This window comes from Peribacillus sp. S4, from assembly GCF_046715815.1.
In the GTDB taxonomy this organism is placed as follows: Bacteria; Bacillota; Bacilli; order Bacillales; family DSM-1321; genus Peribacillus; species Peribacillus frigoritolerans.
This window is the reverse complement of the sequence record NZ_CP175708.1, coordinates 5,411,955-5,428,271: the sequence shown is the minus strand read 5'-3', so window position 1 is coordinate 5,428,271 and position 16,317 is coordinate 5,411,955. Positions and strand designations below refer to the sequence as shown.

General features: G+C 42.3%; 14 protein-coding genes. 13 read left to right on the top strand and 1 reads right to left on the bottom strand.

Annotation, left to right across the window (positions count from 1 at the left end; genetic code table 11):
* Nucleotides 1-19 precede the first annotated feature (19 nt).
* From ACJ9PY_RS26070 to ACJ9PY_RS26045, 6 genes are all read left to right on the top strand, one after another.
* Nucleotides 20-1,159: an acyl-CoA dehydrogenase gene (locus ACJ9PY_RS26070; RefSeq protein WP_034315870.1), complete on the top strand. Its 1,140-nt coding sequence runs from the start codon at nt 20-22 to the stop codon at nt 1,157-1,159.
* Nucleotides 1,160-1,267: 108 nt separating this feature from the next.
* The gene (locus tag ACJ9PY_RS26065; protein WP_034315867.1) at nt 1,268-1,900 is read left to right on the top strand and encodes a TetR/AcrR family transcriptional regulator; all 633 of its coding nucleotides are present in this window, start codon (nt 1,268-1,270) and stop codon (nt 1,898-1,900) included.
* A 30-nt stretch (nt 1,901-1,930) separates the two neighbouring features.
* Nucleotides 1,931-5,197, top strand: a complete 3,267-nt coding sequence (icmF, locus tag ACJ9PY_RS26060) for a fused isobutyryl-CoA mutase/GTPase IcmF (protein WP_411739289.1) — start codon at nt 1,931-1,933, stop codon at nt 5,195-5,197.
* Nucleotides 5,198-5,334: 137 nt separating this feature from the next.
* The gene (locus ACJ9PY_RS26055) at nt 5,335-5,505 is read left to right on the top strand and encodes a hypothetical protein (RefSeq protein WP_156319604.1); all 171 of its coding nucleotides are present in this window, start codon (nt 5,335-5,337) and stop codon (nt 5,503-5,505) included.
* Nucleotides 5,506-5,710: 205 nt separating this feature from the next.
* Nucleotides 5,711-6,301 (top strand): DNA-directed RNA polymerase subunit delta, encoded by a 591-nt coding sequence (rpoE, locus tag ACJ9PY_RS26050; protein ID WP_057278194.1) that lies wholly within the window; start codon nt 5,711-5,713, stop codon nt 6,299-6,301.
* A gap of 411 nt (nt 6,302-6,712) precedes the next feature.
* Entirely contained in the window at nt 6,713-8,320 is a 1,608-nt protein-coding gene (locus ACJ9PY_RS26045) for a CTP synthase (protein WP_048683527.1), read from the top strand.
* A 260-nt stretch (nt 8,321-8,580) separates the two neighbouring features.
* Here the strand turns inward: ACJ9PY_RS26045 and ACJ9PY_RS26040 are convergent, their stop codons facing one another.
* Entirely contained in the window at nt 8,581-9,111 is a 531-nt protein-coding gene (locus ACJ9PY_RS26040) for a DUF2529 domain-containing protein (RefSeq protein ID WP_411739288.1), read from the bottom strand.
* A gap of 310 nt (nt 9,112-9,421) precedes the next feature.
* Between ACJ9PY_RS26040 and ACJ9PY_RS26035 the strand changes: the two genes are divergently transcribed.
* The 7 genes from ACJ9PY_RS26035 (at nt 9,422) to rpmE (ending at nt 16,224) form a co-directional block, all read left to right on the top strand.
* Nucleotides 9,422-9,793, top strand: coding sequence for a response regulator (locus ACJ9PY_RS26035; protein WP_034315860.1), 372 nt, complete (start codon nt 9,422-9,424; stop codon nt 9,791-9,793).
* Nucleotides 9,794-10,041: 248 nt separating this feature from the next.
* The gene (locus ACJ9PY_RS26030) at nt 10,042-10,899 is read left to right on the top strand and encodes a class II fructose-bisphosphate aldolase (protein ID WP_048683519.1); all 858 of its coding nucleotides are present in this window, start codon (nt 10,042-10,044) and stop codon (nt 10,897-10,899) included.
* 162 nt (nt 10,900-11,061) lie between these two features.
* Nucleotides 11,062-11,712, top strand: coding sequence for a fructose-6-phosphate aldolase (gene fsa, locus ACJ9PY_RS26025; RefSeq protein WP_034315855.1), 651 nt, complete (start codon nt 11,062-11,064; stop codon nt 11,710-11,712).
* 208 nt (nt 11,713-11,920) lie between these two features.
* On the top strand, nt 11,921-13,204 hold the full coding sequence (locus ACJ9PY_RS26020; RefSeq protein ID WP_034315853.1) for a UDP-N-acetylglucosamine 1-carboxyvinyltransferase: 1,284 nt from the start codon (nt 11,921-11,923) through the stop codon (nt 13,202-13,204).
* Nucleotides 13,205-13,303: 99 nt separating this feature from the next.
* Complete coding sequence (gene glpX, locus ACJ9PY_RS26015) at nt 13,304-14,266, top strand: class II fructose-bisphosphatase (protein ID WP_034315852.1); 963 nt, start codon at nt 13,304-13,306, stop codon at nt 14,264-14,266.
* Between the two features lie 318 nt (nt 14,267-14,584).
* Nucleotides 14,585-15,874 carry a transcription termination factor Rho gene (gene rho, locus ACJ9PY_RS26010; RefSeq protein WP_034315849.1) on the top strand — a complete coding sequence of 430 codons (1,290 nt, stop codon included), beginning with the start codon at nt 14,585-14,587 and terminating at the stop codon, nt 15,872-15,874.
* A 149-nt stretch (nt 15,875-16,023) separates the two neighbouring features.
* Nucleotides 16,024-16,224, top strand: coding sequence for a 50S ribosomal protein L31 (gene rpmE, locus ACJ9PY_RS26005; RefSeq protein WP_034315847.1), 201 nt, complete (start codon nt 16,024-16,026; stop codon nt 16,222-16,224).
* Nucleotides 16,225-16,317 lie beyond the last annotated feature (93 nt).

The window sequence follows — 16,317 nt, the reverse complement described above, 5'->3', positions numbered from 1 at the left end:
AAATTTAGGAGGCATTGCCATGCAATTTAAACTAACGGAAGAACATGAAATGATCAGGAAAATGGTGCGCGACTTTGCCCAGAATGAAGTGGCTCCGACTGCTGCCGAGAGGGATGAAGAAGAACGATTCGACCGTGAAATCTTCGATAAAATGGCTGAACTTGGATTGACCGGGATTCCGTGGCCTGAGGAATACGGCGGAATTGGAAGTGATTACTTAGCGTATTGCATAGCGGTTGAGGAACTTTCCCGCGTTTGCGCTTCTACTGGGGTGACTTTATCAGCCCATACTTCGCTCGCAGGATGGCCAATATATAAGTTTGGCACTGAAGAACAAAAACAAAAATACCTTCGCCCGATGGCACAAGGTGAAAAAATCGGTGCATATGGCCTTACTGAGCCTAGCTCAGGCTCAGACGCCGGAGGGATGAGAACGACTGCAAAGCTTGTGGGTGATGAATATGTTATCAGCGGTTCCAAAATCTTCATTACGAACGGCGGGATTGCGGATACATATGTCGTCTTTGCATTGACGGATCCTGAATCGAAGCAAAAAGGAACGAGTGCTTTTATCATTGAAAAGGACTTCCCGGGCTTCAGTGTTGGTAAAAAAGAGAAGAAGCTTGGAATCCGTTCATCACCGACTACGGAAATCATCTTTGATGAGTGCCGTGTTCCTAAAGAAAATCTCCTTGGAAAAGAAGGGGAAGGCTTTAAAATCGCGATGATGACGCTTGATGGCGGCCGTAATGGAATTGCAGCCCAGGCTGTAGGGATAGCCCAAGGTGCATTGGATGCCGCGGTTGATTATGCAAAAGAGCGCGTCCAATTCGGCAAGCCAATTTCTGCACAGCAGGGAATCGGTTTTAAATTGGCGGATATGGCAACGGGTGTTGAGGCTTCAAGGCTATTAACCTATCAGGCAGCCTGGTTGGAATCAGTGGGCCTTCCTTATGGGAAAGAGTCGGCCATGTCCAAACTTTTTGCTGGAGATACAGCAATGAAAGTGACGACGGAGGCCGTACAGGTTTTCGGGGGCTATGGATATACAAAAGATTATCCAGTGGAGCGGTATATGCGTGATGCGAAAATAACCCAGATTTACGAAGGTACACAGGAAATTCAAAAGCTGGTCATCTCACGGATGGTTACTAAATAGGGTTGAAACTGTGGTTTTCCGATGAGGCTCTGCCTTTACCGGAATTCCCTTTTCAATTTCTTCAGAATATCAATGGTTGAATAATGGGCTTTCAAAAGGAGTTTGGAAATGGAAAAAAGAGAGGTTCTTGCATCTGTAAAGGATGAGCGGCTGGTTGAAAAAAGGCGTACTCAAATGATTAAAGGAGCGGTGACCCTTTTTAAAGAAAAGGGATTTCATCGTACGACTACCAGGGAAATTGCCAAAGCGGCAGGCTTTAGCATTGGTACATTATACGAGTATATCCGGACCAAGGAAGATATATTATATCTCGTTTGTGACTTTATTTATGATGAAGTCCAGGAAAAGCTTCAGAAGGAAATAGAACAGAGTGATGGGACACTTGAAAGCTTGAAGTTGACAATCGCCTATTTTTATAAAGTGATGGATGATATGCAGGACGAAGTGCTTGTCATGTATCAGGAAGTGAAGGCCCTGACGAAAGATGCTTTACCATATGTTCTGAATAAAGAACTTCGGATGGTGGGCATGTTCGAAAAAGTGATAACGAAATGTGTTGAGAATGGGGAGCTATCATTAACGGAAAAACAAATAAGCCTTGTTTCACATAACATTTTCGTACAGGGACAGATGTGGAGTTTTAGAAGATGGGCTTTGCATAAACAGTACACGCTTCAAGAGTATGTTGAACTGCAGACGCAATTATTGATTCAAAATGTATCGGGTTCCAAAGTGCACTGATATAAATAAGTTTCAATAAGGGGGAGCTAAATGAGTACAGTTGAGGTGTATAAACCGAAGAACCATATTAGATTCGTTACAGCTTCGAGTTTATTTGATGGACATGATGCATCCATCAATATAATGAGGAGAATCCTTCAGTCCAGCGGGGCGGAAGTAATTCACCTAGGTCATAATCGTTCGGTGGAAGAAATCGTGAATGCGGCCATCCAGGAAGATGTCCAAGGCATAGCCATGTCATCTTACCAAGGCGGACATGTGGAATATTTTAAATATATGTATGACCTGTTGATGGAAAAGGGAGCCGGGCACATTCGGATTTTTGCCGGCGGTGGCGGGGTCATCATCCCTAGGGAAATTAAAGAACTCCATGATTATGGGATTGCCCGTATCTTTTCACCTGATGAAGGGAGGGAATATGGGCTTCAAGGGATGATAAACGTTTTGATGGAGGAGTGTGATTTCTCGACAGTCAAACCATCTTTACAGGAACGTTTTGATGAATTGATTGCCGGGGGAACGAATGCCATTGCCCAATTCATTACCTTTGCCGAAAATAGACTCGATGTTTCACAGGAATCAGCGGCAGCGGTGGAGAGTCTTTTTGAGCAGATCAAGACTTCCGAAAAGAAGGTTCCTGTTCTGGGCATCACGGGGACTGGCGGAGCTGGAAAAAGTTCATTGACTGATGAATTGATACGCAGGTTCATTAACGAAATTCCGGACGAGAGAGTCGCCATTCTATCTGTAGACCCGACCAAACAGAAAACGGGCGGTGCCCTTCTTGGTGACAGGATCAGAATGAATTCGATCTTTTCAGAGCGTGTTTATATGCGGAGCCTAGCCACGCGCCATTCAAAAAGTGAGCTGTCTTTGGCGATAAAGGATGCCATTTCCGTCGTGAAGGCAGCAGGCTTCGATTTAATCATCGTTGAAACGAGCGGGATCGGTCAGGGTGATGCAGAAATTGCCGAAATATGCGATGTATCCATGTATGTAATGACGAGTGAATTCGGTGCTCCTTCGCAACTTGAAAAAATCGATATGATTGATTATGCAGACTTGATAGTCATTAACAAATACGAGCGCAAAGGTTCCGAAGATGCAAAAAATCAAGTTCAAAAGCAATACCAAAGAAGCCGTACGCTTTTTGATCAAGATCCATCTGAAATGCCAGTATACGGTACAATCGCTTCCCAATTCAATGACCCAGGCACCAATGCATTATTCGCTGCACTGATTGAAAAGCTTAATGAAAAATCAGGAACGGCTTGGAGTACGGCCTTTTCGAAAGAAGCGGATGTTTACAAGCAAAATGTCATCATTCCAACTGACCGCCGGTATTATTTACGTGAAATCAGTGATACGGTCAGATCGTATCATAAGCGTGCCGCTGAACAAGTGCGTATTGCCCGGAGGCTTTTCCAGCTTGAAGGAGCCATTGATGCAGTTAAGGAAAATGATAACAACGGCGATATGGTGGCTTCTTTAGAAAAACTGAAAAAGGAAACCGCCTCGAATTTATCACCTGAATCTAAAAAAATCCTTTCTGGATGGATGGATTTAAAAGAAAAGTATGCAGGAGAGCAGTTTGTAACGAAAGTAAGGGATAAAGAAATCGTGACAAAGCTGAAAACGAAAAGTTTATCAGGTTTAATGATCCCGAGAGTATCACTGCCGAAATATGTGGATTATGGAGAGATTTTGGGATGGGTATTCCGTGAGAACGTTCCGGGCTTCTTTCCTTACACAGCGGGAGTCTTTCCATTCAAGCGTGAAGGGGAAGACCCGAAGCGGCAATTTGCCGGTGAAGGATCGCCCGACCGTACCAACAAGCGTTTTCATTATTTATCAAAGGATGATACGGCTAAACGGCTAAGCACGGCTTTCGATTCTGTAACTTTATATGGCGAGGACCCTGATCACCGACCTGATATCTATGGAAAGGTAGGAGAAAGCGGAGTCAGCATCTGCACGTTGGATGACATGAAAAAGCTGTATGCAGGTTTTGATCTTTGCCACCCCTCAACCTCTGTATCCATGACCATCAATGGACCGGCACCAATCATTTTGGCCATGTATATGAATACGGCAGTCGATCAGCAGATTCAACGGAAAGAAGAAGAGCTAGGCCGTCCCCTTACAGACGCCGAAGCTGAAGAAGTGCAGGCTTATACGCTTCAGACGGTACGCGGAACTGTTCAGGCGGATATTCTGAAAGAGGATCAAGGCCAGAATACATGCATCTTCTCTACGGAATTTGCTCTAAGGTTAATGGGCGACATTCAAGCATATTTCATCGATCGGAAAGTCAGGAACTATTACTCTGTATCCATTTCTGGCTATCACATTGCAGAAGCGGGTGCCAACCCAATTTCACAGCTGGCTTTTACATTAGCGAATGGCTTTACTTACATCGAATATTATTTAAGCCGCGGAATGAATATTGATGACTTTGCCCCGAATTTGTCGTTCTTCTTCTCAAATGGGCTCGACCCGGAATATACGGTGATCGGGAGGGTGGCAAGAAGGATCTGGGCGACAGTCATGCGGGATAAATATGGTGCGAACGACCGCAGCCAGAAGCTCAAATATCATATACAGACTTCCGGGCGCTCGCTTCATGCCCAAGAAATTGATTTTAATGATATCAGAACGACACTTCAAGCTTTAATGGCACTGCAGGACAACTGTAATTCCCTGCATACTAATGCGTACGATGAAGCCATCACGACGCCTACAGAAGAATCCGTGCGCCGGGCAATGGCCATCCAAATGATCATTACGAAGGAGCATGGTCTCTCAAAAAATGAAAACCCGATGCAAGGTGCCTTCATCGTGGAGGAATTGACGGATCTGGTCGAAGAGGCCGTCCTGCAAGAGTTCGATCGCATCAATGATCGTGGCGGTGTGCTGGGTGCAATGGAAACGCAATATCAGCGCGGGAAAATCCAGGATGAATCGATGCATTACGAAATGAAAAAGCATACGGGAGAATTGCCGATCATCGGTGTAAATACGTATTTGAATCCAAATCCTCCTTCCGAAGAAGCGGTGAACAGCATGGAAATTGCCCGTGCAACCAAGGAAGAAAAGGAAGGGCAAATCATAAATCTCCGGGCATTCCAGGAAAGAAATAAGGAGTTCACGGATGAAGCGTTAACTAAACTGAAATTGGCAGCCATGAATGGGGAGAATATCTTTGCTGAGCTCATGAACTGCGTGAGGGTGGCCAGTCTGGGTCAGATAACGAGGGCGTTATATGATGTAGGCGGTCAATATCGAAGAAATATGTAAACTTAGAAGGGGGCTCCGAACGTTTAGGGGCCCTTTTTTAAATAATTCCCGTCTTTTTTAACAAAATGAAGATTTTACCTTATAATTATTCGGAAAAGGGGCAAAAATGAAGAATCAGCCCTATTGGAGTTGAGAAAATGAACCTGAAGATGATTGGGTTGATCATAGGTTACATTCTTGCCATCATTTTTTTATTTGAGCTGTATGAGCATCAATTGGGAGCCATTTCTTTTTTTATCCTGACTGTTGTCTTTTTTACGGCAGCCTATCGTCAAAAATCGAAAAAGAAAAAAAGGAATGATCTTTAGCTTTTGGTTTCCTGTGAATGATAGACAATAAGGTAAATCTGTGAAAGTATCATATAGAACTAGCATAAACCCATTTAGATTGTTTATAATGGAGTATATGTCTAGCAGGAATTGTCGTTATTTTATCGAACTACTGTTTTAGATTATTTTTTTATGTGAAAAAACACGGAATTCAGTGTTTGAATAGAGAAGGGAAGTGCGGAATTTGAGTTTAAAACAATACTCAAAAGAGCAATTATTGGAAATGTCCTTAATAGAGATGGCATATGATTTGTTAGTTGAAAGAAATGAACCGATTCCATTTAAAGACTTAATTAGTGAATTAGCTTCGCTGCACCATTTATCCAAAGCGGAAGTGGAAAAGAAGATTGCCCAATTCTATACGGATTTAAATGTGGATGGCCGTTTCACTTCACTTGGAGACAACCGCTGGGGATTGAAAACATGGTACCCGGTTGACCAAATCGAGGAAGAAGTCGTACATGTTGTAAAACCTAAAAAGAAAAAGAAAGCCAAAAAGGCTGCTGTCGTCATCGATGATTTCGATGAACTTGAAGACGAAGACCTTGACTTTGAAGAGGATATCGATGATCTGGACGAGGATGAAGATGACGACGATGATGATATTCTAGGTTCTCCAGTCATCGACGAAGTGCTTTTGGATGATGACGTGGATGATGACGACGACCTGGAAGAAGAAATAATCGAAGATGATGCATTTGTCCTGGAAGATGATGAGGACGAAGATGAAGACGAAGATGACTTGGATGACTTGAATGAAGAGGATGAGAAATAAATAATCGCCCTTGACTTTTTAAGGCGAAATTTGTAGAATCATTTTTGGGCTCCTTAAAAAAGGACACAATGATTAAATTATATCGCTCCCTTACTTTTTTGTAAGCGGAGCGTTTTTGTTTTTAATGATGGAATGAATAAATGACATCATTTTTTTATTTTTAAAAATGATTTCTCGTAGAATTGTAAAAACTATAGAGAACATATTTATGTTAACTGTCATTTAAGGAAATTTATTCTTGTTCATGTATCCTGCATGACTCTCACTAAAGACCTTTAAGTGATTAATGGTTTGTACTGGTTACGGTTTTTAGCTTTTAACCGCTCATGTGGCGGAAGATTTGATTCAGGTTCCGATCTAATGATGTGAAGAACTGAATTGGAAGAAAACATTCTATTAGGAGGATATAAGATGACAAAATATATTTTTGTGACAGGTGGAGTAGTTTCTTCCTTGGGAAAAGGGATTACGGCCGCTTCTTTAGGAAGATTATTAAAAAATAGGGGATTGAATGTTACGATCCAGAAGTTTGACCCTTATATCAACTTGGATCCTGGTACGATGAGTCCATATCAACATGGTGAAGTGTTTGTAACGGATGATGGTGCTGAAACGGATTTGGATTTGGGGCACTATGAGCGTTTCATCGATATCAACCTTGGTAAACACAGCAATGTGACTACAGGCAGAATTTATTCAACCGTCCTGAGAAAAGAACGCCGTGGCGATTATCTAGGTGGAACGGTTCAAGTCATTCCCCATATCACGAATGAAATCAAAGAACGGGTTTTCCGTTCAGGCAATGAAACGAATGCCGACATAGTCATCACTGAAATTGGCGGTACTGTAGGGGATATCGAGTCTCTTCCATTCCTTGAAGCGATTCGCCAAATCAAGAGTGATATCGGCATCAATAATGTTATGTATATCCACTGTACATTGGTTCCTTACATCAAAGCTGCAGGTGAAATGAAAACAAAACCGACGCAGCATAGTGTAAAAGAATTACGCAGTCTTGGCATTCAGCCAAATATCATCGTTGCACGTACAGAAAGCCCGATTTCACAAGATATGAAGGATAAAATCGCTTTATTCTGCGATATCGATAAAAATTCTGTTATCGAATGTCTTGATGCGGATACACTTTACTCCATCCCTCTAGCGCTTCAAGCCCAAAATATGGACCAAATCGTTTGTGATCACTTGCAATTGGATTGTGGCGAAGCGGATATGGAAGATTGGAAGGAACTAGTCAAAAAGGTTACTTCTTTATCAAAGAAAACGAAAATCGCCTTAGTCGGAAAATATGTTGAATTGCAAGATGCTTATCTTTCTGTAGTGGAAGCACTTAAGCATGCTGGTTACGCATTTGATGCAGATGTTGAAATCGACTGGGTGAATTCCGAAGATGTAACTAAAGAAAATGTTGCAGAACTTCTTCAAGATGCAGATGGAATCCTTGTACCTGGAGGTTTTGGAGATCGTGGAATCGAAGGGAAAATTGCAGCGACTGAATTTGCCCGCACGACAAAAAAACCATTCTTCGGAATTTGTTTAGGCATGCAGTTGGCGTCCATTGAGTATGCACGCAACGTCCTGGGATTGCCAGAAGCACATTCAGCTGAAATTAAGGAGGATACTCCTGATCCAATCATCGATCTTCTTCCTGAGCAGAAGGATGTAGAAGATTTGGGCGGAACACTTCGTCTTGGTCTGTATCCATGTAAGCTTATCGAAGGTACTAAAGCATACGAAGCTTATAATGACGAGGTTGTTTATGAACGTCACCGTCACCGTTATGAATTCAATAACCACTACCGTCAAGCTATGGAAGAGGCAGGATTCGTGTTCTCCGGTACAAGTCCAGATGGCCGTCTAGTCGAAATCATTGAACTGAAAGATCATCCTTGGTTTGTGGCTTCCCAATTCCATCCGGAATTCACGTCACGTCCTAACCGTCCACAGCCGCTATTCCGCGACTTTGTCGGTATGTCATTAAAGAACGGCGAAAATCGTTAATAAACAAAAAAACAGCCCCTGTGGCTGTTTCAGACTGTAGGCAAACTTGAAGAAAATCGAGTTTGCCTACAGTTTTTTTTATGGTTTGTACTTTGGGAGGTTGATGGCCACTCCAAGCACCGCTTAGACGTGCTTTCCCGCATGAGTCCCGCACACCCCGCTCCAATCAAATTTGTTTTAACATATAGAGGGTGGTCAGTGGGTTCGGGAACATCCTTTGATGAAAGATATATTTTTCCGAACCTTTTTAGATGAATTCATCATTCTTCATCTTCATATTCTTTTATGATTTCTTCAAGAGTGAATTTAATTCCATGATAAGCGAAAAGAGCGGTAAGGAGGGTAGGGTACCCATATCGATTTCCGGTTTCATCGGGAATCAATCCCCGTTGGATGCGTAAATCAATATGTACGTCAGCCAACTCCAAAAGAGAATCTTCTTCAGAAGAGACGGATGTAGAAACCGCAACAAATGGAATATCTTTTTCCTTGAGTTGTTTTGCCAGCATCAATGCTTCTGAATCACCCGAATGGCGGCTGAATATAAGAAATCGATCTTCCTTGGAAATTGTTTCACTTAAATCATAGCTTTTTGCCTTAGGAAAGGGTTCTTCCCCATGCAATGCCTCGGCAGTGACGCCCTGCATTTCACCAAAACCGTGAATGAACACAGATCCGTCCCCAACCACAGCCTGAGCCAGCAGGCGTCCGGCATCCTCCATTTCAAAGGCTTCATTTTCAATCATTTTTTTAAATAAACCGCTTATCTGTGTCGAGAAAATTTTTAACATGATCAGGGACTCCTTTAAAAAATAATATACTTATTATAAAGGACTTTCCTTTGCATTGACAGGTTTCAGGGTTTTTGGTCCAAAGGGCAGAATTAACTAAATCGGTCGAAAAAACAAAAAAATTAAAATTCCTTTTAGCCATACAGCAGGAATTTTGTTACAATTATCGAATATGAACATAGATGTCATGAATGAATAAATGCGTTGCTCAAGTAATTTGACGCAATCTATGTAACTACCCTTTTTCGGGTAATAGGCCGAATAGGCTAATATATTTAATCGATGAATCGGGAAGGGGAGAGGTGATAAAATGCCAGGGAAAATATTGATTGTTGATGATCAATTCGGGATTCGTATTTTATTGAACGAGGTGTTACATAAAGAAGGGTATGAAACATTTCAAGCAGCTAATGGCATTCAAGCCTTGGAAGTGCTAAATAACCATTCACCCGATCTTGTATTGCTGGATATGAAGATTCCGGGAATGGATGGCATTGAGATCTTGAAAAGGATGAAAGTCGTCGATCCGGACATCCGGGTCATAATCATGACGGCATATGGTGAACTTGATATGATTCAAGAAGCAAAGGATTTAGGTGCAATGACACACTTTGCAAAGCCGTTTGATATTGATGATATTAGAAAAGCCGTTCGTGAATACTTACCGATTCAATCGAGTTAACGGTCTTGAAAGTTTAATATTATTGACGGGGAAATTACCGCGGCTATCTTTTTTTTAGATGGGCCGTGTTTTTTTGGAATAAAATTTGAGACATGGTACAGTTGTAATTGTTGCTGTTTTTTTGATGTATTGATATGCTAAAAGAGGAGAGATATTCTGATTTATAAAGCGTATGCTACTTTGGTTTTAGGGAATATCTAGAAAGAATTAACTTTAAAAATAAACATCCACTAGTAGGAGGAAATCAAATGCCTTTAGTTTCTATGAAAGATATGCTGAATAAAGCCCTTGATGAAAAATATGCAGTAGGTCAATTCAATATCAATAACCTTGAATGGACTCAAGCAATCCTAGCTGCTGCTGAACAAGAAAAATCTCCAGTCATCCTTGGTGTTTCCGAAGGTGCTGCCCGTCATATGGGTGGTTTTAAAACGACTGTCATGATGGTTCAAGGTTTGTTGGAAGACATGAAAATCACTGTTCCTGTGGCCATTCACCTTGACCATGGTTCAAGTTATGATAAATGTAAGGAAGCCATCGAAGCGGGATTCACTTCAGTAATGATCGATGCTTCACATCATCCAATTGAAGAAAATATCGAAACAACCAAGAAGGTTGTCGAATTCGCTCACGCACGTAATGTTTCGGTTGAAGCGGAAGTGGGCACGGTTGGCGGACAAGAAGATGATATAATCGCTGATGGAGTCGTATATGCAGACCCTCAAGAATGTGAACAGTTGGTTAAAGAAACGAATGTCGACTGTTTTGCTCCAGCTTTGGGATCCGTTCACGGACCATACAAAGGTGAACCTAACCTAGGCTATAAAGAAATGGAAGAAGTACGGGATTTAACGAACAAACCTCTTGTTCTTCATGGCGGTACAGGCATCCCTACGAAAGATATCCAAAAAGCGATTTCTCTTGGAACATCAAAAATCAATGTGAATACGGAAAATCAAATTGTGTTCACTAAAGCGGTTCGTGAAATCCTGAATAACGATTCTGAAGTGTACGATCCTCGTAAATACATGGTTCCTGGCCGTGAAGCTATTAAAGAAACGGTCATCGGCAAAATTCGTGAATTCGGTTCAAACGGCAAAGCATAATTTCAAAAGGGTTCCATCCCTTTAAATGTAAGGCAATATTCCCATTGGGGGGGCTCCCCCCTAATGGTTTCTTTTAGATTTGGGCTTAATCCGATCTCTATTTTTCGAACAATTAGAATTCAATAGAGAAATAAAAAATCGATTACATACGGAGGATATTTTATGAAATTCTTTATAGATACAGCAAATATGGAAGAAATCAAACAAGCGCACGAACTTGGCGTTCTAGCAGGTGTTACGACTAACCCATCACTTGTTGCCAGGGAAAAGGGAGTTTCTTTCCATGACCGGTTAAAAGAAATCACAAGCCTTGTTAAGGAATCCGTTTCTGCTGAAGTCATTGCGCTTGATTTTGAAGGAATGATGGCAGAAGCCAAGGAGCTTGTTGCGATTGCACCTAATATCACGATCAAAGTGCCAATGACTCCAGATGGCTTGAAGGCTGTTTCAGCACTTACAAAACAAGGTGTCAAAACAAATGTCACGCTTATTTTCAGTGCAAACCAAGCATTATTGGCAGCTAGGGCGGGAGCAACTTATGTATCGCCATTTTTAGGACGCTTGGACGATATCGGCCAAAATGGTTTGGATTTAATTTCGGATATTGCTGACATATTTGCAATTCATGATATCAATGCTGAGATCATTGCAGCTTCCATCCGCCATCCGATGCATATTACAGAAGCGGCTCTTAAAGGAGCACATATTGCAACGATTCCTTATAAAGTTTTAATGCAATTATTCCACCACCCATTAACGGATAAAGGGATTGAAGCTTTCTTGAATGATTGGAATTCACGTACAGAAGCATAATGCCTTGCCGCTAAGTCGCTATAGATTGCACTGTTTTAATAAAATTAACATAAATTAGAAATTTTTTTCTTTTTTTACATGAATTTTCTACTTTTGTGTAAACTAAAGAACTAGATAGTAAATGTTGTCGGATTATGCAAATTTCTTGTGGTAAAATATTACTTTTTGAAAGTAGCTTCTAAGTGCTTAGCGTGGAAGGGAGTATATTATGGAAAAACTTAAAATTGCCGGTGGCTATCCCCTAAAGGGAAGCATTCGTGTCAGCGGAGCAAAAAATAGTGCGGTTGCCCTTATTCCGGCAACAATTTTAGCGGACTCTCCCGTAACGATTGAAGGCCTGCCTGATATCTCGGATGTACAGATGCTGAAAGAGTTAATGGAGGAAATTGGCGGTGAGGTGTCCTTTGACGAAGGACAGATGACAGTCAACCCCAGCAGGATGATTTCAATGCCTCTTCCGAATGGCAGGGTCAAGAAGTTACGTGCTTCGTATTATTTAATGGGGGCAATGCTTGGTAAATTCAAAAAGGCAGTGATCGGCTTGCCAGGAGGCTGCCATTTAGGACCCCGTCCGATAGATCAGCATATTAAGGGGTTCGAAGCACTTGGCGCACAAGTGACGAATGAACAAGGAGCCATTTACCTTAGGGCGGACGAGCTCCGGGGAGCACGCATATATTTGGATGTCGTTAGTGTAGGGGCAACGATCAACATCATGCTTGCCGCCGTTTTGGCCAAAGGCCGCACTGTGATTGAAAACGCTGCGAAAGAACCGGAAATCATCGATGTCGCCACATTGTTGACCAATATGGGAGCGAAAATTAAGGGTGCTGGAACGGATATCATTCGTATTGATGGTGTGGAAAGTTTGCATGGTTGCAAGCATACGATCATACCGGATCGGATTGAAGCCGGTACTTTCATGATTTTAGCCGCTGCTGTCGGTGAAGGGATTCTGATCGATAATGTCATTCCCCAGCATTTGGAGTCATTGACTGCCAAATTGAGGGAAATGGGGATCAATATTGAAGCGGGTGATGACCAGATATTTGTCTCACCGGGAGAAAATTATAAATCCGTTGATATCAAGACGTTGGTTTACCCTGGATTCCCAACAGATCTTCAGCAACCTTTCACTTCCCTTTTAACAAAAGCAAGCGGTTCTAGCATGGTGACCGATACGATATACGGGGCACGATTTAAGCATATTGATGAACTGCGACGCATGAATGCGAAGATCAAAGTCGAGGGCAGAGCGGGCATCGTCGATGGTCCTGTCCAACTTCATGGGGCAAAAGTGAAGGCAAGCGATTTACGTGCCGGAGCAGCTCTGGTAATTGCCGGTTTAATGGCAGAAGGAATTACAGAAGTGACAGGGCTTGAACATATAGATCGCGGATATAGCCATCTTGTTGAAAAACTTTCAGGTTTGGGAGCGACGATTTGGCGTGAAGAAATGACGCAAGAAGAAGTGGAGCAGCTTAAAAGCTGATCCCTTTTCTTGTTACCTCATTGTGTTACTATATATGATATAATGTGTTATACTAATATATAAATAAATCATGCTAGTGTACATGAGGGGGAACCGGAAATGGAAAGAAGTTTATCGATGGAGCTAGTCCGCGTAACAGAGGCGGCGGCACTAAATTCAGCTCGTTGGATGGGAAGAGGAAAGAAAGACGAAGCGGATGATGCAGCAACAACTGCGATGCGGGATGTTTTCAATACCATTCCCATGCAAGGAACGGTTGTAATCGGTGAAGGGGAAATGGATGAGGCGCCAATGCTTTATATTGGCGAAAAACTTGGAACTGGTCTTGGGCCACTAGTGGATGTTGCGGTTGATCCATTAGAAGGAACGAACATCGTTGCATCTGGCGGCTGGAATGCATTGGCTGTATTGGCGATAGCCGATAAGGGGAACTTGCTTCATGCCCCGGATATGTATATGGATAAAATAGCAGTCGGACCCGAGGCGGTTGGTCAGATTGATATCAATGCTTCCGTGTTGGACAACCTGAAAGCGGTAGCCAAGGCAAAAAATAAAGATATCCAAGACGTGGTTGCAACAGTATTGAACCGCGATCGTCATTCGAAGATCATTCATGAACTTCGTGAGGCAGGGGCACGTATCAAGCTGATCAATGATGGAGATGTCGCAGGAGCGATAAATACGGCCTTCGATCTTACCGGTGTTGACATCTTATTCGGATCTGGCGGAGCTCCAGAGGGAGTCATTGCAGCCGTTGCCTTGAAATGCCTTGGAGGGGAAATTCAAGGTAAGCTCGTTCCACATACTGATGAAGAAGTGGAACGCTGTGGGAAAATGGGCCTTGAATTAGGAAAAGTCCTCAGAATGGAAGATCTTGTTCGCGGAGATGACGCAATTTTTGCTGCAACAGGCGTGACTGACGGAGAACTTTTACGCGGTGTACAATTTAAAGGGCATTACGGCGAAACGCAATCCGTAGTCATGCGTGCTAAATCTGGTACCGTTCGATTCATTGATGGGCGTCACAGTCTTAAGATTAAACCGAATGGTTTGATTGACTGATAGCGTTTTTTAGAAAAATCACTTTTAAAAAGCGAGCGGTTTCATCGCTCGCTTTCTCTTTAAAAAAATTTAAGTTGAATAATTAAAATAAAAAAAGTAAAATAAAGCTTGGTCTACTATTAATAATTTAAAATCTGCCCTTTCACTCCAAACTTCAAGAAGCCTTCAAATAATTTTCTTCTTTACATGTAAAAATGTATCATCCTTTCTAAGAAAACTCTGGTCGGGTACATGGATTGCGGTTTTTCTTCCATCTAACAAACCAATTCTTTTTCAGTATGGGTGAAAACGTTTAATTAATAAAAGTGTGGTGTCATAATGAATTTAACTATTTCTAATTTAGAAAACATGAAACTTAAGGATCTCTATGAGCACGCTCGTGAATATAAAGTTTCCTATTACAGCAAACTTTCCAAAAAGGAACTTATTTTCGCTATCCTGAAAGCGCAAGCTGAGCAGGACGGTCTCCTATTCATGGAGGGCGTTTTAGAGATCATCCCTTCAGAGGGCTTCGGTTTCCTGCGTCCAATTAATTATTCTCCAAGCTCGGAGGATATTTATATTTCGGCTTCACAGATCCGCAGATTCGATTTGCGAAATGGAGATAAAGTGTCCGGTAAGGTAAGGCCTCCAAAAGAAAACGAGCGCTATTATGGATTGCTGCATGTTGAAGCGGTCAATGGCGATAATCCGGAATCAGCTAAAGAGCGTGTCCACTTTCCAGGTTTAACACCGCTGTATCCTAACAGGCAAATTAAACTGGAAACGACACCGAAGAACTTATCGACCAGGATTATGGATGTCCTGGCACCGGTCGGTTTTGGACAGCGTGGTCTGATTGTTGCACCGCCAAAAGCCGGTAAAACGATGCTCATCAAGGAAATTGCCAATGCGATAACCACAAACCATCCCGAATCGGAATTGATTGTGCTGTTGATCGATGAACGCCCGGAAGAAGTGACAGACATTGAACGTTCCGTCGCAGGAGACGTGGTAAGTTCAACATTCGATGAAGTGCCGGAAAACCATATCAAGGTGGCTGAGCTGGTGTTGGAACGAGCCATGCGCCTTGTGGAGCATAAACGGGATGTCATCATTTTAATGGACAGCATCACTCGCCTAGCCCGTGCTTACAACCTTGTCATTCCGCCGAGCGGACGTACACTGTCAGGGGGTATTGACCCTGCTGCATTCCATCGTCCGAAACGCTTTTTCGGTGCGGCGAGGAATATCGAGGAAGGCGGCAGCCTGACAATCCTTGCTACAGCATTGGTAGATACGGGTTCAAGAATGGATGATGTCATTTATGAAGAATTTAAAGGTACGGGTAATATGGAGCTGCATCTAGATCGTGCCCTTGCAGAAAGGCGGATCTTCCCGGCAATCGATATTCGTCGCTCAGGCACGCGTAAAGAAGAATTGCTAATTCCGAAAGATCGCCTGGATAAACTATGGGCCATCAGGAAAACGATGTCAGATTCTCCTGATTTCTCGGAGAAATTCCTTCGCCGTCTAAAACAGACAAAAGGCAATGAAGAATTTTTCAGTAAGCTGGATGAAGAGATGTCAGAAATGAAAAAGGGTCCAGCGAGCGTAAAACGTTCTTAAACCCGGTAAGAAACAAACAGTTGCACAACTAGTCTTAAGTTGTTATAATGAGTTCATGTGTTTTTACAATAAATGTGAGGGTGCTTTTCCCTCAACTTGAAGTATATAACTCTGTTTCGAATGATTCAGGGCATAAGGAGATGAAAAGAATGAAAACTGGAATTCATCCAAATTATAAGCTTTCAAAAGTAATTTGCTCTTGCGGAAACACTTTTGAAACTGGTTCAGTTAAAGAAGAGATCAAAGTTGAGACTTGTTCAGAGTGCCATCCATTCTATACTGGTCGTCAAAAATTCGCTGAAGCTGGCGGACGTGTTGATCGTTTCAACAAAAAATACGGTATTAAATAAGCCGGACTTTTTAAAAAACAGGCAAGTATTTTTCTTGCCTGTTTTTTCTTTTCCATAAACAAGTAAGAATTTATACAAAGCCAGGTCGACTTC

Excerpts from the sequence above, each read along its gene's own strand:
- ACJ9PY_RS26070 (WP_034315870.1), top strand. The coding sequence starts at position 20 with ATGCAATTTAAACTAACGGAAGAACATGAAATGATCAGGAAAATGGTG.
- ACJ9PY_RS26065 (WP_034315867.1), top strand. The coding sequence starts at position 1,268 with ATGGAAAAAAGAGAGGTTCTTGCATCTGTAAAGGATGAGCGGCTGGTT.
- icmF (WP_411739289.1), top strand. The coding sequence starts at position 1,931 with ATGAGTACAGTTGAGGTGTATAAACCGAAGAACCATATTAGATTCGTT.
- ACJ9PY_RS26055 (WP_156319604.1), top strand. The coding sequence starts at position 5,335 with ATGAACCTGAAGATGATTGGGTTGATCATAGGTTACATTCTTGCCATC.
- ACJ9PY_RS26045 (WP_048683527.1), top strand. The coding sequence starts at position 6,713 with ATGACAAAATATATTTTTGTGACAGGTGGAGTAGTTTCTTCCTTGGGA.
- ACJ9PY_RS26040 (WP_411739288.1), bottom strand. The coding sequence starts at position 9,111 with ATGTTAAAAATTTTCTCGACACAGATAAGCGGTTTATTTAAAAAAATG.
- ACJ9PY_RS26035 (WP_034315860.1), top strand. The coding sequence starts at position 9,422 with ATGCCAGGGAAAATATTGATTGTTGATGATCAATTCGGGATTCGTATT.
- ACJ9PY_RS26030 (WP_048683519.1), top strand. The coding sequence starts at position 10,042 with ATGCCTTTAGTTTCTATGAAAGATATGCTGAATAAAGCCCTTGATGAA.
- fsa (WP_034315855.1), top strand. The coding sequence starts at position 11,062 with ATGAAATTCTTTATAGATACAGCAAATATGGAAGAAATCAAACAAGCG.
- ACJ9PY_RS26020 (WP_034315853.1), top strand. The coding sequence starts at position 11,921 with ATGGAAAAACTTAAAATTGCCGGTGGCTATCCCCTAAAGGGAAGCATT.
- glpX (WP_034315852.1), top strand. The coding sequence starts at position 13,304 with ATGGAAAGAAGTTTATCGATGGAGCTAGTCCGCGTAACAGAGGCGGCG.
- rho (WP_034315849.1), top strand. The coding sequence starts at position 14,585 with ATGAATTTAACTATTTCTAATTTAGAAAACATGAAACTTAAGGATCTC.
- rpmE (WP_034315847.1), top strand. The coding sequence starts at position 16,024 with ATGAAAACTGGAATTCATCCAAATTATAAGCTTTCAAAAGTAATTTGC.